The organism is Leifsonia sp. HAY1-4F (assembly GCF_056755275.1).
The window spans coordinates 1-21,701 of record NZ_JBNDHX010000045.1; the positions used below are offsets into that span (position 1 = coordinate 1).

General features: G+C 70.2%; 20 protein-coding genes and 1 tRNA gene. 13 read left to right on the forward strand and 8 right to left on the reverse strand.

Annotation, left to right across the window (positions count from 1 at the left end; genetic code table 11):
• From ACPYOG_RS10280 to ACPYOG_RS10290, 3 genes are all read right to left on the reverse strand, one after another.
• On the reverse strand, nt 1-181 hold a 181-nt coding region (locus tag ACPYOG_RS10280), incomplete at its 3' end, for a hypothetical protein (RefSeq protein WP_481294133.1).
• 31 nt (nt 182-212) lie between these two features.
• The gene (locus ACPYOG_RS10285) at nt 213-1,517 is read right to left on the reverse strand and encodes an ABC transporter substrate-binding protein (RefSeq protein ID WP_481294134.1); all 1,305 of its coding nucleotides are present in this window, start codon (nt 1,515-1,517) and stop codon (nt 213-215) included.
• A gap of 50 nt (nt 1,518-1,567) precedes the next feature.
• Nucleotides 1,568-3,526, reverse strand: coding sequence for a DUF2264 domain-containing protein (locus ACPYOG_RS10290; RefSeq protein WP_481294135.1), 1,959 nt, complete (start codon nt 3,524-3,526; stop codon nt 1,568-1,570).
• Nucleotides 3,527-3,647: 121 nt separating this feature from the next.
• Between ACPYOG_RS10290 and ACPYOG_RS10295 the strand changes: the two genes are divergently transcribed.
• The 5 genes from ACPYOG_RS10295 to ACPYOG_RS10315 all read left to right on the forward strand — a co-directional run bounded on the left by ACPYOG_RS10295 (nt 3,648) and on the right by ACPYOG_RS10315 (nt 8,138).
• On the forward strand, nt 3,648-5,642 hold the full coding sequence (locus ACPYOG_RS10295) for a heparinase II/III domain-containing protein (RefSeq protein WP_481294136.1): 1,995 nt from the start codon (nt 3,648-3,650) through the stop codon (nt 5,640-5,642).
• On the forward strand, nt 5,639-6,769 hold the full coding sequence (locus tag ACPYOG_RS10300) for a LacI family DNA-binding transcriptional regulator (protein WP_481294137.1): 1,131 nt from the start codon (nt 5,639-5,641) through the stop codon (nt 6,767-6,769). Before ACPYOG_RS10295 ends, ACPYOG_RS10300 begins: the two co-directional genes overlap by 4 nt.
• 125 nt (nt 6,770-6,894) lie before the next feature.
• A tRNA-Gly gene (locus tag ACPYOG_RS10305) sits at nt 6,895-6,968 on the forward strand.
• Between the two features lie 257 nt (nt 6,969-7,225).
• Nucleotides 7,226-7,516, forward strand: coding sequence for a ScoMcrA-related endonuclease (locus ACPYOG_RS10310; protein ID WP_481294138.1), 291 nt, complete (start codon nt 7,226-7,228; stop codon nt 7,514-7,516).
• Nucleotides 7,517-7,520: 4 nt separating this feature from the next.
• Nucleotides 7,521-8,138 (forward strand): TMEM175 family protein, encoded by a 618-nt coding sequence (locus ACPYOG_RS10315; protein ID WP_481294139.1) that lies wholly within the window; start codon nt 7,521-7,523, stop codon nt 8,136-8,138.
• 251 nt (nt 8,139-8,389) lie between these two features.
• On the opposite strand, the gene ACPYOG_RS10320 is transcribed toward ACPYOG_RS10315, so the two are convergent.
• Nucleotides 8,390-8,935 carry a hypothetical protein gene (locus ACPYOG_RS10320; RefSeq protein WP_481294140.1) on the reverse strand — a complete coding sequence of 182 codons (546 nt, stop codon included), beginning with the start codon at nt 8,933-8,935 and terminating at the stop codon, nt 8,390-8,392.
• A gap of 259 nt (nt 8,936-9,194) precedes the next feature.
• Here ACPYOG_RS10320 and ACPYOG_RS10325 point away from each other — a divergent pair, with 259 nt between their 5' ends.
• Nucleotides 9,195-9,500 (forward strand): hypothetical protein, encoded by a 306-nt coding sequence (locus ACPYOG_RS10325; protein WP_481294141.1) that lies wholly within the window; start codon nt 9,195-9,197, stop codon nt 9,498-9,500.
• Nucleotides 9,501-9,746: 246 nt separating this feature from the next.
• On the opposite strand, the gene ACPYOG_RS10330 is transcribed toward ACPYOG_RS10325, so the two are convergent.
• Nucleotides 9,747-10,934, reverse strand: coding sequence for an alkaline phosphatase family protein (locus ACPYOG_RS10330; protein WP_481294142.1), 1,188 nt, complete (start codon nt 10,932-10,934; stop codon nt 9,747-9,749).
• Between the two features lie 233 nt (nt 10,935-11,167).
• Here ACPYOG_RS10330 and ACPYOG_RS10335 point away from each other — a divergent pair, with 233 nt between their 5' ends.
• The 5 genes from ACPYOG_RS10335 (at nt 11,168) to qcrB (ending at nt 15,981) form a co-directional block, all read left to right on the forward strand.
• On the forward strand, nt 11,168-11,356 hold the full coding sequence (locus ACPYOG_RS10335; RefSeq protein ID WP_090041894.1) for a DUF1918 domain-containing protein: 189 nt from the start codon (nt 11,168-11,170) through the stop codon (nt 11,354-11,356).
• A complete protein-coding gene (locus tag ACPYOG_RS10340) occupies nt 11,353-12,525 on the forward strand; it encodes a cation:proton antiporter (RefSeq protein WP_481294143.1) in 1,173 nt (390 codons plus the stop codon). Before ACPYOG_RS10335 ends, ACPYOG_RS10340 begins: the two co-directional genes overlap by 4 nt.
• Before the next feature lie 142 nt (nt 12,526-12,667).
• Nucleotides 12,668-13,429 carry an SDR family oxidoreductase gene (locus ACPYOG_RS10345; protein WP_481294144.1) on the forward strand — a complete coding sequence of 254 codons (762 nt, stop codon included), beginning with the start codon at nt 12,668-12,670 and terminating at the stop codon, nt 13,427-13,429.
• 9 nt (nt 13,430-13,438) lie between these two features.
• Nucleotides 13,439-14,344: an RNA polymerase sigma-70 factor gene (locus tag ACPYOG_RS10350; protein ID WP_481294145.1), complete on the forward strand. Its 906-nt coding sequence runs from the start codon at nt 13,439-13,441 to the stop codon at nt 14,342-14,344.
• A gap of 80 nt (nt 14,345-14,424) precedes the next feature.
• Nucleotides 14,425-15,981, forward strand: a complete 1,557-nt coding sequence (gene qcrB, locus ACPYOG_RS10355; RefSeq protein WP_481294146.1) for a cytochrome bc1 complex cytochrome b subunit — start codon at nt 14,425-14,427, stop codon at nt 15,979-15,981.
• 164 nt (nt 15,982-16,145) lie between these two features.
• On the opposite strand, the gene ACPYOG_RS10360 is transcribed toward qcrB, so the two are convergent.
• Both ACPYOG_RS10360 and ACPYOG_RS10365 read right to left on the reverse strand, forming a co-directional pair.
• Nucleotides 16,146-16,988 (reverse strand): HpcH/HpaI aldolase/citrate lyase family protein, encoded by an 843-nt coding sequence (locus tag ACPYOG_RS10360; RefSeq protein ID WP_481294147.1) that lies wholly within the window; start codon nt 16,986-16,988, stop codon nt 16,146-16,148.
• Entirely contained in the window at nt 16,985-18,400 is a 1,416-nt protein-coding gene (locus ACPYOG_RS10365; protein WP_481294148.1) for a cation:dicarboxylate symporter family transporter, read from the reverse strand. Before ACPYOG_RS10365 ends, ACPYOG_RS10360 begins: the two co-directional genes overlap by 4 nt.
• A 127-nt stretch (nt 18,401-18,527) precedes the next feature.
• On the opposite strand from ACPYOG_RS10365, the gene ACPYOG_RS10370 reads away from it, so the two are divergent.
• Nucleotides 18,528-20,129 carry a sensor histidine kinase gene (locus ACPYOG_RS10370; RefSeq protein ID WP_481294149.1) on the forward strand — a complete coding sequence of 534 codons (1,602 nt, stop codon included), beginning with the start codon at nt 18,528-18,530 and terminating at the stop codon, nt 20,127-20,129.
• Nucleotides 20,126-20,812, forward strand: a complete 687-nt coding sequence (locus ACPYOG_RS10375) for a response regulator (protein WP_481294150.1) — start codon at nt 20,126-20,128, stop codon at nt 20,810-20,812. The genes ACPYOG_RS10370 and ACPYOG_RS10375 overlap by 4 nt, the downstream gene beginning before the upstream one ends.
• Here the strand turns inward: ACPYOG_RS10375 and ACPYOG_RS10380 are convergent.
• Nucleotides 20,764-21,681: a LysR family transcriptional regulator gene (locus tag ACPYOG_RS10380; protein ID WP_481294151.1), complete on the reverse strand. Its 918-nt coding sequence runs from the start codon at nt 21,679-21,681 to the stop codon at nt 20,764-20,766. The two genes, ACPYOG_RS10375 and ACPYOG_RS10380, sit on opposite strands and share 49 nt — an antisense overlap.
• Nucleotides 21,682-21,701: the final 20 nt, after the last annotated feature.

Below are 21,701 nucleotides of genomic sequence, written 5' to 3' on the forward strand. Positions count from 1 at the left end.
AGTGCCCGAACTGCCGCGCATCCAAGCCGAGTGGATGCCAGAACAGCGGCAGGACGAAGATCGCGAGCGTCCCGCACCTGTCTCTTATACACATCTCCGAGCCCACGAGACACTCGCTAATCTGGGGTGGGGGGTTTTGTTTTTTGTGGGGGGGGGGGGGGGGGGGGGTGTTTGGCGCCACCCCACCCCCCCCCCCACCCGGCGGGATCGGCTCAGCCGGCCTGGTTCTTGAACTGGGCGCCGGCGTCGCTGATGGCCTTGTCGAGCGACGTCGAACCGGTCAGGATCGCGCTGTGCATCGCGGTCAGTGCGGTCGACGCGATCGGGGTCTTCGGCGACGGCGGGTTCTGCGGGGCGACCTTCTGGCTGCCCCAGGCGAACTTCGACAGCGAGTCGGTCGGGATGCCCTGCTGACCGAAGAAGGTCTTCGTCACCGCATCCGTGACGAGCGCCGGGGAGATGCCGATCTGGGCGAGCGACTCCGCCGCCTTCTCGCTCTCGACGTAGGAGAGGAACTCCTTCGCCGCGGTGAGCTTCGCACCGTCCGTCTTGACGTTGATCCCGAAGCCGGTGGGGTCGCCGAAGGTCACCGGGTTCTTGTCCGTGCCGGCCGTCGCCGACGTGCGCTGCGGCACCGGAGCCATGCCCCACTGGAACTTGTCGGCGTCACCGCTCTTCTGCTGGGCGAGGAGCGTCGCGACGTACCACGAGCCCATGAGCTCCATGGCTGCCTGCTGCTTGCCGAACTCGGCCTGGTAGGTCGTCTTGTTGGCCGACGCGGTGGCGAAGGGCAGCTGCAGTCCCTCGTCCTGCATCTTCAGCGCCTGCTCGTAGTACGGCTTCATGTACGCGTAGTTGCCCGAGAGCATGTCCGCCTTCGGCGTCTGCGCGGTCGCGAAGCTCTGCACCTGCGAGTTCCAGGTGTGCAGGTAGGCGGGGAGTGCCGAACTGCCGGCCGACTTCAGCCCGGTCTTGAGCTTCTCGGCGGCGGCGGTGTAGTCGTCCCACGTCCACGTGCCGTCGGGGTCGGGCACGCCCGCGGCCTTGAAGAGGTCCTTGTTGTAGAACAGGACGTTCCCGTCGAGGCGGTAGGGGATGGCGTACTGCTTGCCGTCGAGCTTGTAGGAGCTCGCACCCTTGATGCCGTCGCTCAGCTTGACGTCGGAGACATCGACCAGCTGGCCGCCCGAGGCGAAGGTCACCATGTCGGTGACCTGCTTGATGGCGACGACGTCGGGGGCGGTGCCCGCGGCGAGGTCGGCGGTCAGGAGCGTCGCGTAGTTGGCGGCGTCGTAGTCCTTGACCTGGACGGTGACGTTCGGGTGCTGCTTGTGGAAGCCGTCGGCCAGGACCTGGAACTCCGGCGTGGTCGTCAGGCTCCACCCGGATACCGAGATGGTGACGGGCTTGTTGTCGGTCGTGGCCGAGGGTGCGGTCGATGCACCGCCGCTGCAGGCCGCGAGCGACAGCGTGGCGGCGATGCTGACGGCCGCCGCGGCTGCGAACTTGCGATTCATGTGGATGCTGCTCCTTTGCAATGGTCCCGGTCATGAATGCCGGGTCTGGGCTACCGGTCCGCCGGGGTTGCGGAACGGAAGAGGGTGAGGTCGTGGGCAGTGTTCCGGCCGTCCGGCCACGTCACGGCGACCTGCCCGCCGTCGAAGGCGAGCGCGGCCCGCTCGGGCGACCCGGCCTGGGCGGCGTCGAGGGTGACCAGGACGGCGGTCCATTCGTCGGGCGCCGCCGCATCCCGTTCGATGACCGGAACGGCTGCGGCGGATCCGAGTGGGCTCGCGTTGTCCCGCTCGACGATCGCCGGGGTTCCCGACCCTGCGATGAGACGCACGGCGCTCTCGAGCCGCCCGTCGCCGCGCGCGACGGCGACACGGCCCACGGATGCGTCGGCGGAGGCCGTCACGGCCGTGTCGGAGGCGAGAGGCCATCCGCCGATACGCAGGACGCTCGCGCTCGGATGGACGCCGTCGAGGTGGACGAGGCGGACTTCCCAGGGGCCGCGGACCAGCGACACGGTGAGGATGCGCCCGGCCACGGTCGTGGCGCCGGTGATGCCGGACCCGTGGCGGATCTGCACCTCGGCCGGATCGATCCAGTGGGCATCGGCGATGGATGCGCCCACTGCGACGTCGCCGTCGAGTCGCGCATCGATGAGCTCCATGCCGGCGCGGTGCGAGGCGCGACCGCGGTCGTCCACCAGGGCGACGGACTGCTCGAGGGGCTCGCGCCAGGCTCGGCCGTCGTGCAGCGGCGCGGTCGCCGTGCTGTAGCCGAAGCGCGCGTAGATCGGCGAATCGCCGACGGAGGAGCCGGGCGTCGAGTGATCGGTGCCGTGGTTCACGACCCGGACGATGCCGTCGGCCTGCGTGCCGGAGACGAGCCATCCCGCGGCCCGGACGACACGGAGATCGTCGCCCGCCTCGACGGGGAGCGGCTGCGTGGGAGCCGTCCACACCGGGTGGTCGGCCGGCAGGGAGATGCCCAGCATCCCCTTCGTCGCCCAGTAGGGCGAGGACGGACCCGAGTAGGACTGCGCGAGCCGGCGCCAGTCGCCGTGCCAGCCCATGGACAGCAGGCCCTCCCCGTTCGGCGCACCGGCGTCGGCGAAGTGGGCCACGGAGAGGTTCGCCGCGTGACGGAGCAGGCCCGCCGGCGTCGACGGCACCTCGGCCAGCACGCCTGCCCAGAACGGAGCGGCGGCAGCGAAACGGTAGATGAGGCTGCGGCCCTGGATGAGCGGCGACCCGTCCGCGCCGACGAGGGCGACGGCATCCATCAGGTAGCGATCGAGCGCGGCCACATCCTGAGACGTGCGCCCGCCGGACAGGTCGGCCGCGCCGCGCATGCGCGACCACAGGACCGGGTACAGGTGGAGTGCCCAGCCGGTGTAGTGGTCGAAGGCGCGCTCGACGCCGTCCGCGATCCAGCCGTCGGCGCGCACGTAGGAGTCGTGCCGCCCGAGGTCGTCGGCGATGTCCTGCGCCGACCACGGGCCGCCGACCGAGCGGAGGAACGTCTCCACGACGATCCGGAACCACAGCCAGTTGTTGGGCGGATACGTGGTGTCTCCGACGATCGCGGAGAAGTAGCCGATGACCCGCTCCTGCGTGAGGGCATCGAGCCGGTCCCAGATCCAGGGGCGGGTCATATCGAGGATCAGCGCGAGGGATGCCGCTTCGACCTTCGCCTGCGCGTGCTCCTCCGGGCGCACCCAGCGGTCCGGCGCGTCCGGGTCCACACCGGTCGCGATGCCTTTCGCGTAGAAGTCGATGAGGTCGTCGACGCCCTGACCGCGCTCCCCGGCGATGCGGAAGCCGGCGAGGAGGAAGGTGCGCGCGAAGCCTTCGAGCCCGTCGACCGCGCGGCCGTAGCCGCCCTCGGCGCCGGGAGGAGTGATGCGCCCGTTACCCGGAGATGCCCATCGGCGGGCGCCGGCGAGGAGGCGATCCGCGTGCGCGGTCCACTGGTCCCGCGTCCAGTCCGTGCGGGTAGCGACGGGCGCTGTGCTCACGGATTCTCCTTCGAATGGCGGGGCATGATCACGATCATTGCGATCACTTTGGGAGATTAGCAAACAGAAACGATCATCACAACAACTAATTTGACGTGATACGATCATTTTCGATCACAGCATGCGATCCGGCGACGCCGCCGCCACGCTCGGAGAGGAGCCCTGGACCACCGTGCCGACCGCATCCACTGCATCCCTTTCCTTTCCCGGTCCCCTCGGCGAGGCCTTCGGGCCGGTCGACGTCTCCGCTCTCCTGGTGCCCGCCGACCGCGCGCTGCCCGTCCCATCCGCGACCGATCGCGCAGCGTGGGAGGCGATCGCCGCCGACCGGCCCACCATCGACCGCATCGTGGCGGCAGCGGAGGAGGAGCACGGCACGCCGTGGCCCCAAACCCTCGCGAGCGATGCCGCGCGGTATCACCGCGATGGCGACCGCTCAGCCTGGGAGGACGCGGCCTTCTCCCGGCAGCGCCGGCTCAGCCGGGCCGTCGTCGCAGCGGCCGTGACCCTCGACGACGCGCGAATCGACGACGTCGCCGACGGCATCACGCTCCTCTGCGAGCAGAGCTCGTGGTGCTGGCCCGCGCACGACGACGCGTTCGCCCGGCACGGCTCGGTCGTTCCGGTGGCGGACGACCCCTTCATCGACCTCGGCGCCGGCGAGGCTGTCGCCCAGCTCGCGTGGGCCGACAAGGTGCTCGGAGACGCCCTCGACGAGCGCTACCCGGGTCTGCGTGCTCGCATCCGGTTCGAGGCGTCCCGCCGGGTCTTCCTACCGTTCCTCACCCGCCGCGACTGGTGGTGGATCGGTCACGAGCGGACCCCCATCAACTGGAACGCCTGGATCCACGCCAACGTGCTGGCCGCCGCCCTGCGGCTGCTCGACGGGCCCGGCGAGGCCGAGCTGCGCGGGCGTACGGTCGCCACCGCGGTGACGGACCTCGACCGCTTCGTCGCCGCGCTCCCTGACGACGGCGCGATCGACGAGGGCTACGGCTACTGGTGGGAGGGCGCTCTCCGCGCACTCGAGGCGCTCGACCTCCTCGCCTTCGCGACGGACGGGAAGGTGGATACGTACGCCGCCGGCATCCCGGCGCTCCGAGCGACGGTCGCCTACCCCCACTCGATGCAGCTCGGCGACGCGTGGTTCGTCAACGTGGCCGACGGCCGGGCGAAGCCGCCGTCCGGACTGCCCTGGGCGGCACTCCACCGCGCCGCGCGGCGCCTCGGCGACAGCGACGCAGCCGCGTTCGCCGCCTCCCACCGCGCCCCCGGCACGCCGTCGGCCACCGAGGAGCAGGGCCTCGGGCGGCTCCTGCGCGCCATCACCGACGAGCACTGGGTGACTGCGACGCCCGCAGAACCCCCGCTGCCCCGGGATGTCTGGCTGCCCTCGGTCGAGCTCGCCGTCGCGCGCGAGACCGCGGGCACTGCTCGAGGTCTGACGCTGGCAGCCAAGGGCGGCCACAACGGCGAGTCGCACAACCACAACGACGTCGGCTCGTTCATCGTGGCCGTGGACGGCGTGCCCGCGGTGGTGGACGCCGGCCGACCGACGTACACGGCGCAGACCTTCGGCCCGAACCGCTACGAGATCTGGACCATGCAGAGCTCGTGGCACTCGGTCCCGGAGGTGCGCGGCGTTCCGCAGTCCGCCGGAGCGGAGTTCGCGGCGCACCAGGTCCGTCCCGAGGACGGCGGGATCGCGCTCGACCTCGCCGGTGCGTACGACGTGCCCGGACTGCACTCCTGGCGTCGCCGGGTGCGGCTCGACCGCGGGGAGGTCGCGCGCGTGCACATCGACGACGTGTGGGATCTCGACCCGTGGACAGCCGGCGGCCCCGAGCCTGAGACCACCGTGCGGATGCTCCTCGCCGGCGAGGTGCGCCTCTCTGACGGTGGCGCGCACATCATCCCCCTCGAGGGCGCCCGACCGGCCGTCGTTCGCTGGCCGTCGGATGTCGAGGCCCGCACCACGGAGGCCGAACTCGACGACCCGCTCCTCGCCGACGTCTGGGGTACGCGACTCACGCGCCTCGACCTCGTCGTCACGGACCGGCGCGCGCTGTCTGTCACGGTAGAACTGTTCGTAACGATCCCAGAGGAATCCCGATGAACGACAACGGCAACAGCAACTACTCCCTGCTCGCGCCGGCGCGTCGCTCGCACGTGCTCGCGTCGCTCTCCCGTGACGGGGTCGTGCGCATTTCGCAGCTCATCGACGAGCTCGGGGTCTCGCCCGTCACCCTGCGCCGCGACCTCGCGCAGATGGAGGATGAGGGCCTCCTCGTCCGCATCCACGGCGGGGCCGTCCCTCCGGCGATCACCGCCGACGAGGGAGACGAGGACGCACCATCGTCGACCGCGGAGCCGGCGGTCGCTCGCACGATCGCGGTGCTCGTCCCCTCGCTCAACTACTACTGGCCGGGCGTCACGCGCGGCATGGAGCAGGAGGCGCGCCGCCGCGGAGTGCGGGTGATCGTCCGCGCCGCGTCGTATTCGCTGCAGGACGAGCGGCCGGTGCTCGAGCGGTTCGTCAACGCCGAGGGCGTCGACGGCCTGATCGTCGCCCCGAACACCGAGACCCCGCACCGGCAGGACGTCATCCAGTGGCTCGCCGAGTGCGGCGTACCGAGCGTGCTCGTCGAACGGGAGTCGGTCGTGCTGCCGGGCAACGAGCCGGTGGAGTCCGTGACCTCCGACCACGCGTTGGGCGCGGTCCTCGCGGCACGGCACCTGGCCGGCCTCGGTCACCGCACGGTGGGGCTCGTGATCTCGCGCGACTCGCCCACCTCACGGAAGATCTCGCGGGGGTGGGACGAAGCGTGCCGCGAACTCGACCTGACCCCGACGGAGCACTTCGAGTCGTTCCTGCCCGACCGCACCAGCCCGGACTTCTCGGCGGCGGTCGACGCGGCGCTCGATACCGCTGTGGAGCGCGGGACGACGGCGCTGCTCGTCCACCCCGACCCGGAGGCGATGGCGTTCGCCGACCTGGCGCTGGCCCGCGGCATCCGCGTGCCCGAGGACCTGTCGATCATCGCGTACGACGATGAGGTGGCGGCCATGTTCTCCCCCGCGCTCACCGCCGTGCGGCCGCCGCGCGAGGCCCTCGGCGCGGCAGCGGTCGACCTGCTTCTGCGGCGACTCGAGGATCCGGCGCGGCCCGTTCACCGCGTGACCGTGAGCCCCGCCCTCAACGTGCGGGCCTCGACTGCGGCGCCTCCGGCGCGCGGGGTGTGAGCGGCCGCTCGGGGAGTGCCTGGATTCTGCGCGGACTTCCGGGGGTGGGTTTGGCCAAAATCCGTTGACCGGGTACTCTGGGCTGCAGCCCTACTTCCCAGTGTTTTACTGGGATTCCGGGCCGCGCGAGTGTAGTTCAATGGTAGAACTTCAGCTTCCCAAGCTGATAGCGCGGGTTCGATTCCCGTCACTCGCTCCAACTGATCTTTCTGACACCCGTGTCGTTTCTCAGGCAATTCGAGACTTTTCGCAAGTCACTTGAGACCGGTGTGAGTTCTCACGGCATCCTTCGACTTGTCTCATTCGTTTGATACCGCGCACCACACCTGGCGTTCCGTTCGGAGCCCGGCCACACCCCGACGCGGTTCCGGCGGTCGGCGCGTCGCGGTCTCGCGGCGTAAAGTGCGCACGTGGTTCGATTCGCCCGCCTCGCGCGGGCAGGGAGGAGACGCAAGGATGACGCACTCGATCGACTGGACACCGGTCACCCGGGCGGACGTGGAATTCGCCGTCGGCGAGTTCGACCGGCTGGGCGCCGACCAGTTCTACGCCACCAGCGGGTACCGCCCGACCACCACCTACGACTTGCACCTCAAGGGACGGCTATACCCGCCGAAGGCGATCCTGGGGGTCGCGTACGAGCACGCGACCGGCACGGCCCTCCGGCCGGCGGACTTCGAAGGAGGCCGGGACGGCGCGGTGAAGGTCCTCGCGGACCTCGGCCTCGACGTCCGGTCCCGGGAGTGAGCGAGTGAGAAGGCCGAGCACCGGTTCGCGGCTCGCGGCGTACACCGACGCGGTGTTCGCGGTCATCATCACGATCATGGTGCTGGAACTGCGGCCCCCGGAGGCCCCGACCTTCGCTGCACTGCTGACGCTGTGGCCGACCTTCGTCAGCTACGTCGTCAGCTACCTGTTCATCGCCATCATCTGGATCAACCACCACTACCTGATGGGGTACGTGGATGCCATCACCCTCCGCCTGGTGTGGGTCAACTTCGCTCATCTCTTCTGCGTGTCCCTGCTGCCCTTCGCCACCGCCTGGATCGCCCGGACCGAGCTGGCTGCGGTCCCTGTCATCCTCTACGCCGCGCTGTTCGTGGTCACCGACGGGCTGTACAACGTGTTCGAGCGGGAAATCCTGAGGGCGTCGAGCGAGGTGAGCCGCGAGGTCTACCGCCACGCGCGCCGCCGTTCGCTGATCGCTCTCGGACTGTTCGCCGTCGCCGCGGCTCTCGCGCTCATCCAGCCGCTGCTCGGCTTCGGCTTCATCTGCGTGGCGCTGCTGCTCCACCTGACCCCCGACGCGGCACCGTGGAACCGACGACGTCGTACGGCAACGGGCCGCGACGGCGGCCCCGCCGCCTAGCGTCGCGACCGGCCCGTGACCATCAAACTCTCCCGCCAATAAGACCTGCACTAGTTGAGTCCGCATAGTGGTGTAGCGCACGATGGTCCGGCTCGTCGTTCACGACGTGAGTGCGGTCACCGTGTGATCCTTCGAGGATCTCCTACAACCCTCTCGAACGGAGTCATCACGATGACCGCACCTCATATTGTCGACCCTGCCGGCGTTCTGGCCAAAGCGTTCACCGATGCGTCGTCGGATCTGATGCGCCCTCAGGCGTGAACACACCAAGCCGAGCCATCGATTGGATGAGCCGCGTCGCAAACGTTTGCTGGCCAAGGAGTGGAAGGGTACCGCTCCTTAGGTGAGATCCATCGGTCGCCTTCGTCGTAACTCACATAGTCGACGTAGAAGGCCTCCTCGCGCGCCGCCTCGATCTCGTTCTGAACGTCCATTCGCCGCAGAAGGTCGGCACGGTCTCTCACCTCTAACAAGGTTGCTGGGCTCCCAGCTGCGACGGTGATGTAGATCCCCCGGGCGACGTGGTCGCCGAAAGCTGCCAATAAGGTCTTGCGAGCTGGTGCGTCTTCCCTGCCGTGCCGAATGAGGTCGAGCAGGATTAGGGCTTTCGCAGCTCCTTCGCCGCGGACCGCGTCCAGGATCGCTTTTCCTCTCGGCCTCCAGGACTGTAGAAGGACTTCGCTGTCGCGTGCGAGTTCGGTCACATGGTCGGTGAGCATCGTGAGTCCCTCGGACAGCAGCTTCCCACGTCGGCTCTTTGGTACCTGCTCAAGTCGGCGTAACGCGCGTGCCTTCACCGGAAAAGCATAACGGCGGAGGTCGCCCCGGCACTTGCTGGGACTAGTAGCCCGACTGGTCGCGCCCAACTAGGTTGAGACAGCCCAACTAGCCTGAAACGTGACACCAACTGTCACTTCTTGAGCAAAGTGTCGTTTCTCGACGGCGTCGCCCCCGAGCCGGGCCCGTGCGTAGCGAAGGCACGCTCTGGTCTATTGCCGGTCGTCGCGGCTGGCGGTACTATCGGCTCCGAATCGGGGGCCCTAGGAGGTCATCGCTATGTCTGTCATTGTCGCCGTCAAGATTTCCGCCGATGTGAGCGCGTTCAAGAGATCGCTCACCGAACGCGCGGACGACTACCGAAGGATCGCGGAGATGGGGCGGCAGCAAGGCGCCCTCCACCATCAATTCGCCTCCGGGGACGGATACGTCCTCATCGTCGACGAATGGGAGTCCGCGGACGCGTTCAACACGTTCTTCAGCGATCCCGAGCTGATGTCGTTCATCGGTTCCGTCGACGCTGACCCGAACGTAGCCCCGGAGATCACCGTCGGCGAATCCGTGGATTCTCCCGACAAGTTCTAGCCGGCGCGCGTCACCGCTCCGACTCAATCCGCGTGGCAATCGGCGCGTCTCTTCCGGGGACGCCCGCGAGCAGACAGTCCGGCCTCGCTCTCTCCGTTGCCGCCGCATCGCTCCACGACCGTCACCGTCGAATAGCGGTTCGTCCGCTCGCGCGCCATCGAGGGGCCGCAACACGCCGTGTCACAGCCCGCCCATACGGCGTGTTGCGACCACTCGATCGCGAAGGCCGCGAGCAAGCACAGCCCATCACGCCGGCGGCGCGACCGGCGCCTTCGGCGGCGACTTCCGCACGAGGCCGTCGGTCGGAGCGCGGACGGAGCTGCCGTCGAGGGTGACCAGCGCGGGCAGCGGCTGGTCGAGGGGCCCGGGCCACGGCTTCGGCTCCACGGGCGTCGGCCGTGGCGAGGGAGGGGTCGGCTGGGTGATCGCGCTTCCGGGCGCCGGCGGCACCGGCCGGCCGAGTCCAGGCTGGACGAGCTGCGCCAAAGATGGTGCCTCATCCACTCGGGGCACACCGAACGTGCCGAGGCCCAGCAGGTCGCAGATGGTCTTCGGGATGGACGCGTGCGAGTGCCACTCGGGGTCGATGGCCTGCGGCACGGCGCCGCCGAACATCAGCAGCGGGATGCGCGAGCCGCCGATGATCGGGAAGCCGTCCGGGTGGAGGGCGTCCGGCACGGTCTCGATGGTGGGCGTCGGGACGGAGTCCGTGTATCCACCCCAGTCGTCCCAGGTGAGGATGAACACGGTCTCGTCCCAGCCTCCGCCGTCGATCACGGCCTGCACCCGCTGCCAGACGAGACCCTGCCCCTTGGTCAGGTAGTCGGGCGCACTTGTGAACGGGGGATGCTCGTCGTAGCCCGCGGGCGACCAGACGTAGCAGATGTCGGGCAGCGTCCCTCCCTTCGCCATCGGGATGAACTGCGACGGCGGGTGCAGGTTGGCGTTTCCGGGCGCTTCGGTGAGGGTGGTGTAGAACTTCGTCGGGTACCCGTCCTGGTCGGGGAAGGCCCCCCAGCTGACGCCGGCCTTCTCGGCGACGCTGAAGATGGAGGGCAGGTTCCACACCGGATGCGGTCCGACGAACGGCGGGTTCTTGAGGGTGGGCATCTGGCCGCCGATCGCCAGCATGTGGCCGGGGGTCGAGTTGGAGCCGGAGCCGAAGTTGTGGTCGCTGAAGACGAAGGTCTTGGCGAGCCAGCTGTAGTACGGGATGAGCTGGTCGTTGTCGAGCTGCATGGGCTCGGCCGGATAGTCCCCCATGCGGTAGTGCACCCAGGCGTTGCGATCGTGCGGCTGGTCGAAATCCGGGGCCGTCGTGCGCAACCCGCCGTTGTTCGCCACCTGTGCGCCCCACTCGGCGAGGGTGGGGAAGTAGAAGTCGGTTGTCTTGTTCTCCTGCAGAAAGACGATCACGCGCTTCACCGCTGCCATGCCGCCAGGCAAGCACGCGAGGCCTCTCCCCCGCCACCACTGTGAGCGACTTCGCAGAAAGCCCCACCATCGCCAGCCCCGCCATCGAGTACGCGAAGACTGCACGCGACACGCCGCCGCAGCGTGCAGTCTTCGTGTACTCGACGGTGGGGGTGAGGGAGCAGGGATGGGACGCTTGCGGGAGGGGTGCGGAGCGAGCATTCTGGGGTCATCCGCATCGAGGAGGTGGGCGCATGCAGGCCTCAGTCGGAGACCGCCTGATCGTCATGTCGAGGAGTGTCGCCGGGAAACAACGCATCGGGGTCATCGTCGAGGTGCACGGGAACGAAGGGGAGCCGCCCTACGTCGTCCGCTGGGAGGACGCCGACCACACGGCCGTCGTCGTCCCCGGCCCGGACGCGCACGTCGAGCACGCCGGGTGACCGCCGCCTCCCTCGCCCTCATCGTGGCGATCGGGCTGCTCGGGCCCGTGCTCTCGGCGAGGGCGGCGTGGCGCGTCCCGGTCGTCGTCGGCGAGCTCGCCGGGGGACTGCTCATCGGCGACACCGGGCTGCGCCTGGTGGATCCGCACACCGACGCGTTCCGGCTGCTCGCGAACATCGGGTTCGGCCTGACGATGGTGGTGGTCGGGTCGCAGATCCCGCTGCGCGACCCGCGCCTCCGCTCCACGGTCGGGCTCCCGGGCCTCGCGGGAGCGGCCATCGCGGGTGCGGCGGCCGCGATCCTCGGCGTCGTCCTGGCGACGGCCTTCGGGACCGGGCACGCGGCGATGTACGCCGTGGTGCTCGCGTCGTCGTCCGCTGCCGTCGTCTTGCCGATGCTGGGATCCGTGGGGCTCACGTCGGCAGGGCTCGGCCAGTTGATCGCCCAGATCGCGGTCGCCGACCTGGTCTGCATCGTCGCCCTCCCGTTCGCCGTCGCTCCCCAGGATGCGGGCCCCGCGGCAATCGGTGCGGTCGTGATCGCGGCGGTCTCGATCGCACTGGTCGTCGTGCTGCCACGGCTCGACCGGAACGGCCTGCGCCGACGCATGCACGCCTTCTCGGAGCGGCGGCGTTTCGCCCTCGAGCTCCGGCTGAGCATGCTCGTGCTCTTCGTCTTCGCCGCGATCGCGCAGACGGTGCAGCTCTCCATCATGCTGGCCGGGTTCGCGCTGGGCCTCGTGCTCTCGGCGATAGGGGAGCCTCATCGGCTCGCCCGGCAGCTGTTCGGGATGACGGAGGGCTTCTTCGGTCCCCTCTTCTTCGTCTGGCTGGGAGCGTCGCTCGACCTGCGAGACCTCGGCGGCCACCCCTGGATGGTGCTGCTCGGCGTGGCCCTCGGCGCGAGCGCAGTGATCGCGCACACCGCATCCCGGGCCGCGGGCCTGCCCTGGAGTCAGGCCGTCGTGTCCGCCGGGCAGCTGGGCGTGCCGGTCGCGGCCGTGGCACTGGGCCTGCAGGCCGGCGGCCTCCTCCCGGGCGAGGGATCGGCGCTCCTGCTCGGGGCGCTGATCAGTGTCGGCGTCGCGGCGGTGGCGGTCGGCGCGCTGGCGCGCCGCACGCCCGGAGCCGCGACGCGAGAGGTCGCTGAGGCCCCGACGGGATCCTGAGCCGCACTGACACCCGCCGCGGGCGACGAAGGCCGGTTCACCCCGGCACGAGCGGAATGACGTTCATCCGTGTCACATCCGTCGCCCCTCCCCGGTCAGAGCTGGTGGCCCCGGATCGACCGCGGCCGGAACGGAGAAGGACATGAAGATCGTCGTCATCGGTGGCACCGGACTCATCGGAGGAAGAGTGGTCGAGCTGCTCAGGGAGCGCGGGCACGACGCTGTCGCGGCATCGCCGTCGTCCGGCGTGAACACCGTGACCGGAGAGGGCCTCGCGGACGTGCTGCGCGGCGCCGAGGTGGTGGTGGACACCCCGAACGCGCCGTCGTTCGAGGACGGCCCGGTGCTGGAGTTCTTCGAGCGCTCGGCGACCAATCTGGTCGCCGCCGAGAAGGAGGCGGGCGTCCGTCACCATGTGGTGCTCTCCATCGTCGGCGCCGACCGGATGCCCGACATCGGCTACATGCGAGCGAAGGTCGAGCAAGAGCGGATCGTCCGGGAGAGCGGAGTCCCGTTCACGATCGTGCGCGCGACGCAGTTCTTCGAGTTCATCGGCGCGCTGACGGACGGAGCGACCCACGGAGACACCGCCGTCCTCTCGGATGTGCTCATGCAGCCGATCGCGGCGCGGGACGTCTCGAGTGCACTGGCGGACGCCGCGGTCGCCGCCCCTCTCAATGGAGTCATCGAAGTCGCCGGACCGGAGCCGTTGCGGCTGGACGACCTGGCGCGGCGACACCTCGCCGCACGCGGCGACACCCGCACGGTCGTGACCGACCCGCACGCCGGCTATTTCGGCGGCACGGTCGACGATCGCTCGCTGACTCCCGGCAACGACCCCGCGATCGGCGAGCACCGACTGGCGAGCACGAGCTACTCCCGCTGGCTGGAGGATGCTCGCTAGCATCGGGGCATGCCCGCCGAGACCGCTCAGGACGACGACCTCGACGCAGCCGCACGGACCTTCTCGGCCGTGCGGCCGCGTCTGTTCGGCATCGCGTACCGGATGCTGGGAACTGTGGCCGATGCCGAGGACATCGTGCAGGACACCTGGGAGCGCTGGCAGCGGACCGACCGCTCGGAAGTCCGCGAGCCGGCCGCATTCCTGGCGACCGCCGCGACCCGTCTCGCGATCAACCAGGCGACGTCCGCACGAGCGCGGCGCGAGACCTACATCGGGCCCTGGCTGCCGGAGCCGGTGGACACGACTGCCGACCCCCTGCTGGGCGCGGAGCGGGCGGAGGCGCTCAGCTCCGCCGTGCTCCTGCTGCTGGAGAAACTGCCGCCGACCGAGCGGGCCGCCTACGTGCTCCGGCAGGCGTTCGACTACTCCTACGCGCAGATCGCCGACATCATCCAGGGCTCGGAGGCGAACGCGCGGCAGCTGGTGAGCCGGGCCCGGAAGCACCTCGCCGAGGAGCAGCGAGGGCGCGAGGTGGATCAGGCCGAGCAGCGGCGGATGCTCGCCGCGTTCCTGCAGGCGGCGCAGTCCGGCGACATCGCGGAGCTGGAGCGCATGTTCACCGACGACATCGTCAGCTACTCCGACGGCGGCGGCCTGGCGCGCGCCTCCCGCATCCCGGTGGTCTCGAGCGAACGCGTGGCCAAGTACCTGCGCGCCTTCCACACCCGGTTCTGGGAGGGGAGCATCCACATCGTCGACTCGAACGGTGCGCCCGCTGCAGTGCTCGTGCGCGACGGCGCCGTGGTCGCACACCTGGCTCTCGACGTCACGGGCGAGGGAATCCGCCACCTCCTGTGGACACTCAACCCGGAGAAGCTGGAACACCTGCCTGTGCCGGGCGACGCAACGGAGTGACTTTCCAGCTCGATGTCACAAACGAGGGCTCTGTCCGGTCATAGCAGTGAAGGCATGTGCTGGTCGGACAGGAGGCACTCATGCGCCGGACACGCGGGACGTCTCGCCCCACCCTCACGCTGCGGCTCTCGAGGGTCGCGTCGGGCAGTGCGCTCGGCAGGCGCGTCCGGGCACTGCGGGACGAGCTCGGGATGCGGCGGGCGCCACTGCACTGGACGAGCATGTTCGGCGTCGTCGCGTTCGCCTGCGTTCTCGTGCTGTTCGTGACGGGCTTCCTCCTCCTGTTCGGCTACACGCCGTCGAGCACCCGGGTGACCTACACCGGCCCCTATACGCCGCTCGCCGGCGCCGAGATGTCGAAGGCGTTCCAGTCGACGCTCGCCATCTCGTGGGAGGTTCCCGGCGGGCTTCTGATCCGGCAAGCGCACCACTGGGCGGCGCTGCTGCTGCCGGCGGCGATCATCCTGCAGCTCGCGGTCTCGTTCTTCACGGGCGCGTTCCGGCGTCCCCGCCGGTTCGCCTGGCTGCTGCTCTTCGGCCTGCTGCTCACCGCGCTGCTCGGCGGGTGGAGCGGATACGCCCTCCCGGATGACATGCTCTCCGGCACGGGCCTCCGGATCGTGGAAGGCATCGTCCTCGGGATCCCGGTGATCGGGACGTGGATGTCCGCGTTGCTGTTCGGCGGCGAATTCCCCGGGCGGATCATCGAGAACCTGTACCCGCTGCACGTCGCCCTGGTGCCCGCCCTCCTGGTGGTGCTCCTGGCCGGGCGAGCATGGAGCGCCGCTGCGCACAAGCCCGCACAGTTCGCCGGGCCGGGACGCAGCGAGGAGCGGATCGTCGGCGTGCCCGTCTGGCCGAATCTCGCGGCGCTGGCCGGCGGCCTCCTGGCGCTCACCACCGGCGGGATCGTCCTCGTCGCCGCGACCGTGACGATCAGCCCCGTCTGGCTGTACGGGCCGTCGTCGCCCGGCGACGCGTCGGCCGGGAGCCAGCCGGACTGGTACACCGGGTTCCTCGACGGCGCGTTGCGACTGGTCCCGCCGGGCTGGGAGGTGGTGTGGCTCGGCCGCACCTGGAGCCTCGCGATCATCGTGCCGCTCGCCGTCGTCGGCCTGTTCCTGCTCGCCATCGCGCTTTACCCGTTCGTGGAGGAGTGGGTCACGGGCGACCACCGCGACCATCACCTCCTGGACCGGCCGCGCAACGAGCCGACCCGCACCGCGCTCGGCGTCGCCTCCCTCGTCTTCTACGGCGCGCTGTGGGGCGCCGGGAGCGCCGATCTCGTCGCCACGCACTTCCACGTCAGCGTGGAGCTCGTCGTCGCCGCGTATCAGACGCTCGTCGTGCTGGGCCCGGTGGCGGCCTTCGTGCTGACCCGGCGCGTCTGCCTGGCGCTCGAGAAGCGCGACCGCGACATCCTGCTCCACGGGTACGAGACCGGGCGGATCGTCCGGCTCCCGGGCGGCGAGTACTCCGAGGTGCGCGGACGAGTGGATGCGGAGCAGCGCTACCGCCTCGCCGGGCCCGCCGCCGCGCATCCGTTCGAGGCGCGACCGCGCGATGACGGCCGTCTCCGGCTGTCCGACCGGGTGCGCGCGGCCGCCTCGGCCGCGTTCTTCGAGGACCGGCTGTAGCCGGTGGACGCCGGGGCGGCGGTCGAATCGCCCGTCGAAAACTCTCTCGCCACCGTCGGAGATTCGCACGGCTGAGCGCCGAATCTCCTTCAGTACTGCCATTCGAAGGAGATCCGGGCCCGATTCTCCTTCGATCGCAACCGCGCCGGGCCGCGCCCGACCCGTCAGCGGCGCGCGAGTCCGAGGTCGGCGGCCAGTGTCAGCGTCGCCCGGGCGCGGGCGAGGGTCGGCAGGTAGCTTCCGTCGATGGCGGATCCGTCGGTCGCCGCCTCCACGGTGGCCTCCGCCCAGGCGAGTTCCGCCGGCGACGGGCTCAGCGCTTCGTTGATGGCGGCCGCGTGGGCGAAGCGCAGCATCAGCTTGCCGGTCATGCCGAGGGCCCGGGAGGCGCTGGTCGCCTCGGACACCCGGTCGAGCGAGTCCGCGAGGGTCGGCCCGTCGATCGGTCCGGGGAGTCCGGCCGCGGCGCTGGCGACCACGAGCCGCGAACGCGGGTACGCGAGGGCGACCGGGTCATCGTGCATCCCGGTGTCGCGACGGAAGTCACCCGACCCGAAAGCCAGCCGGAATGTACCCTCCTGCCGGGCGATCTCGGAGGCGGCCTCGAGGCCGCACGCGCTCTCGATGAGCGCGACGATCTTCGCTCCCCGCGCCAGCGCCAGGGCGGCCCGCTCGACGTCGGCGGCCGACTCCACCTTGGCCAGGATGATCCCCAGCAGACCGTGCGACGCCCCGATGACGCGGACGTCGTGCGCCCAGTGCGGCGAGGTGACGTCGTTCACGCGGACCCAGGCGGGCCGGTCATCCAGGAAGCGGGCCGCGGCCTGACGGGCGGACTCCTTCTCGGTCGCCGGGACCGCATCCTCGAGGTCGATCACGACGGCATCCGCTGAGGATGCGGCAGCATCGTCGAGCCGGAGTCCGGAGACCAGGTGCCAGGAGCGCGCGAGCCGCGCAGGCACCACCGGGTGGGCGGTGTCTGCGCGGCTCTCCGTGAGGTGGGTCATCGGTTCCGGCCGCCGGCCGACTCCTCCAGCTGCGTGTCCGCAGGGGTGGTGCCGACGATCGCGTGGAGGTTGGCGGTGGTGGGGACCGGCGTCGCGACCGGTGCCTCGACGGGCGGCAGGCCGTGGTCCTCGCCCATGGTCTCCTCGTCGAACGGCCGTGCGCCCGAGAGCGTCAGGCGGACCTGCTCGGCGTCGATCTGCCGCGTCCAGCGTCCGATGATGAGGGTGGCGACCGCGTTGCCGGTGAAGTTGGTCACCGCACGCGCCTCGGACATGAACCGGTCGATGCCGACGATGACGCCGACGCCGTTGACCAGGTCCGGGCGGTACGTCTGCAGTCCGCCGGCCAGGGTCGCGAGGCCGGCTCCGGTGACGCCCGCGGCACCCTTCGAGGCGATCACCATGAAGAGGAGGAGGCCGATCTGCTCACCGAGGGCGAGCGGCGTGCCCATGGCGTTGGCGATGAACAGCGACGCCATCGTCAGGTAGATGGCCGTGCCATCCAGGTTGAACGAGTAGCCCGTCGGGACGGTGATGCCGACGACCGAGCGGGAGACGCCGAGGTGCTCCATCTTGGCGATGAGCCGCGGCAGGGCCGCCTCGGAGGAGGAGGTGCCGACGATGAGCAGGTACTCCTGGCGCAGGTACTTGAGCAGCGAGAAGATGTTCACTCCCGTGACGGCCTTCAGCAGCAGGCCGAGCACGACCACGATGAAGATCGCGCAGGTGATGTAGAAGCCGATCATGAGGGTCGCGAGGCTCACCAGCGCGCCCGCTCCCGTGCCGCCCACGACGGCCGCGATGGCGCCGAACGCACCGACCGGAGCCAGCCACAGGATCATCGACAGGATGCGGAAGACGACGGCCTGCAGGCTCGTGATGGCCTTGACGATGCCGGCGCCGCGCGCGCCGAGGCCCTGGACGGCGAAGCCGACGAGCAGCGCCACCAGCAGGACCTGCAGGATGCTGCCGGAGGTGAATGCCGAGAACAGCGACACGGGGATGATGCCGAGGATGAAGTCGGTGCCCGAGACCGCCTCCCCGGTGGCCTTATAGCTGATCCCCTGGAGGTGGAGGCCGGCGCCGGGGTGCAGCAGGTTGCCCACCACCAGGCCGATCGCCAGCGCGAAGGTCGACATCACCAGGAAGTAGCCGAGCGCGAGTCCGCCGATCTTCCCGACCGTGGCCGCCTTGGCGATCGATCCGACTCCGATGACGATCGTGCAGAAGATCACCGGCGCGATCATCATCTTGATGAGGCCGACGAAGGCGGTGCCGATCGGCTGAAGCGTGACGGCGAACGCCGGGGCGACGATACCCACGATGGCCCCGGCGATCACGGCCACGATGACGGCGAAGTAGAGGTAGTGGTTTCGGTTGATTCGGCGGCGGGCGCCGGGCTTCTTTAGCATGGGATGGTCCATTCGATCGGAACGTCGTTGTGCCTGATCCACCTGAGGTGGTGCACCATCAGCCTGCGGATGCGGACCGGGCGGCGCTATTTGTGGTCATACTGATCACCGGAGGATCGAGGTCGGAATGGTCCGGGCACGACGGCGATGGAGCATCGCGAGCCGCATCTTCGCGCTGCAGCTCGTCGCCGTGCTGGTCGTCGCCGGCGCGCTGACGCTCATCCTGTGGCTGAGTTCCCGCCAGTCGGCGAACGAGACGGCGACCCGCGTGAGCCTGGCCGTCGCCTCCACGCTCGCGCACGACCCTGCCGTCGTCTCCGGCGTCCAGGCGCCCCAGCCGACCGCACGCCTGCAACCTCTCGCCCTCGAGGAGATGCACGCGACGGGCGTCGACTTCGTAACGATCATGGATCCGTCGGGCACCCGCTTCACGCATCCCAACCCGGCGGAGATCGGCAAGAAGTACATCGGCACGATCGCCCCTGCGCAGGCGGGACGGACCCTCACCGAGACGTATACGGGGACCCTCGGACCGTCGGTCCGGGCGGTCGTCCCGGTACTCGACCACGGCACAGTCGTCGGGATGGTCGCGGCCGGCGTGACGGAGAGCAACGTGACGTCGTCGGTCGCCGCGCGCATCCCGTTCGTCCTTGCCGGCGCGGTGCTGCTGGTGCTGATCGGCACCCTCGGCGCGATGCTGGCCCGCCGCTTCCTCTCGCGGGTGACGGGCGCCATGCAGCCGACGGAGCTCTCGCGGATGGTGACCTACTACCAGTCGGTGCTGCATTCGGTGCGGGAGGGGCTCATCCTCACCGATGAGAAGGGGCGCGTCGTCCTCTACAACGACGAGGCCGCCGACCTGCTCGACCTCCCGCCGGCCTCCGGCGATCAGCAGCCGGTGCCGGTGAGCGAGCTGGAGCTGCCGGCCGCGATCGCGGAAGTGATCTCCGGCGGCGGCCGCGTGACCGACCAGACGTATGTGGCGGGCCGGCGGCTCATCGTCGTGAATCAGGAGCCGGCGACTCCGGCCGGCGGTTCGCGACAGGCGCTCGGCACACTCACGATGCTCCGCGACCGCACCGAGGTGCAGCGTCTTGCGGGCGAGCTGGAGTCGGTGCGCACCCTGACGGAGGCGCTGCAGTCGCAGAGCCACGAGTACACGAACCGGCTGCACACGGTCGTCTCGCTGCTGGAACTGGGGAGGCCGGAGGAGGCGATCGAGCTGATCGCGGACCAGGTGGAACGCAGCCAGTCGCTCGCCGACGACGTGCTCGGCGCCGCCAACCAGCCGGCGGTCGCCGCGCTGCTGCTCGGCAAGGTGGCGCAAGCGGCCGAACGCGGGGTCGAGCTCCAGGTCGCGGTGGATGAGGGACTGCCGGACTCGCGCCTCTCCCCCGTCGATCTGGTGTCGGTGGTCGGCAACCTCGTCGACAACGCGATCGATGCGGCCGCCGAGAGCGCAGGTCCGTCCTGGGTGCGGGTGACCCTGATCGCCGACCGTGCCGAAGGGATGCTCGAGCTGACCGTCGCGGACAGCGGCGGCGGGGTGGACGCGACGGTGGCCGACCGGATCTACACCCGCGGGTTCTCCACGAAGCCGAGCGGCCCCACGGGACGGGGATTCGGGCTGGCGCTCGTGCGCGAGCTGCTGGAGTCCAACGGCGGCAGTATCCACCTGCGGCAGGGACCTCCCACGGAGTTCGTGGCGCGCTGGGCGGTGGCCGCATGATCCACACCCTGGTCGTCGAGGACGATCCGCTCGCAGCCGAAGCGCACGCCAGCTACCTCGCCCGGCTGGACGGCTTCGCCGTGGCCGGTGTCGTCGGGACGGCCGCCGCGGCGCTCGCGGCGATCCGCGCCTCCCTCACGTCCGAGCCGATCGAGCTGGTGCTGCTCGACATGAACCTCCCGGACGGCACCGGCATCGACATCGCGCGGCGCATCCGGTCGGCAGGGATCGCGGTCGACATCATCGCCATCACGGCCGTGCGCGATATCGACATGGTGCACTCCGCGGTGTCGGTCGGGATCGTGCAGTACCTCATCAAACCGTTCGCGTTCGCGACCTTCGCCGCGAAGCTGCAGACGTACCTCGACTACCGGCGCCGGCTCGAAAGCGGCTCGGCGCACGCCACGCAGGACGACGTCGACCGGATGCTCGCCTCGCTTCGCACGCCGGCCGACGTCCCGCTCCCCAAGGGCCTGTCCGAACCCACCCTGCAGGCGGTGGTCGAGTACCTCCGCGGCGTCGACCGGCCGCTCTCCGCGGTGGAGGTGGCGGAGCCGCTCCACCTGTCCCGCGTCACCGCCCGCCGCTACCTGGAGCACCTCGCCGACACCGAGCGGATCTCGCGCTCGCCCCGCTACGGAACCCCCGGCCGCCCCGAGCTCGAGTACCGCTGGCTGGGCTGACCCGGGATGCGCTCCGCCAGGAGCGCGAGCAGGGCCTCGGCCGCGCGACCGGAGCGCGGGCGGGCGATCGCGCTGAGCCGCCAGTCGACGCGCTCGGCGAGCGGCCGGACGACGGCGCCCGGCGCAGGGAGGATGGTCAGCTCGGGCAGGGCGGCGACGCCGAGGCCCGCGGCGACGAACCGGGGGATCTCGCCGAGGTCGGCGAGCTCGGTGGGGATCCGGCGCGTGAGACCGAGCGCGCTGAAGGCGCGGTCGAGGGTGGTGCGGTTGCCGAAGCCGGGCCGCCCATCCACCCAGGACTCGTCCGCGAGGTCGGCCAGCGAGACCGAAGAGTCGCCTGCGCGCGGGTGGTCCTCCGGCAGCACGGCGAGGAAGGGCGAATCGACGAGCGGCCGGGTAGCGAGGTCGGGCACCGCATCGGGCAGGCCGTGGAACGCGATGTCGATCCGGCCCTGCCGCACGTCCTCGACCAGGCCGGCCGACCCACTCGGGGAGGGACCCAGCCGCAGGTCGACCTCGGGGTGCCGGTCATGGAACTCGCCCATGATGCCGGGCAGATCGATCGTGGTCAGGTTCGTGAAGATGCCGACGCGCACGGTGCCGCGCATCGGACCCTCGCGGTCTGCCTGTTCGCGCATCCGCTCCAGGCTCTGGAGGGTGGCGCGCGCCTCCGCGAGCACCGCCTCCCCGATCTCGGTCAGCCGCACGCCGTGCGCGTCCCGCTCGAACAGCTCGGCGCCGAGCTCGCGCTCGAGGCTCCGGATGCCGCCGGACACCGTCGACTGGGCCGCGAAGACGCGTTCGGCGGCGCGGGTGAAGCTCAGCTCGTCGGCCACCGCCGCGAAGTACTCCAGCTGCCGGGTGTCCACGCCGTCATCCTACTATCGGC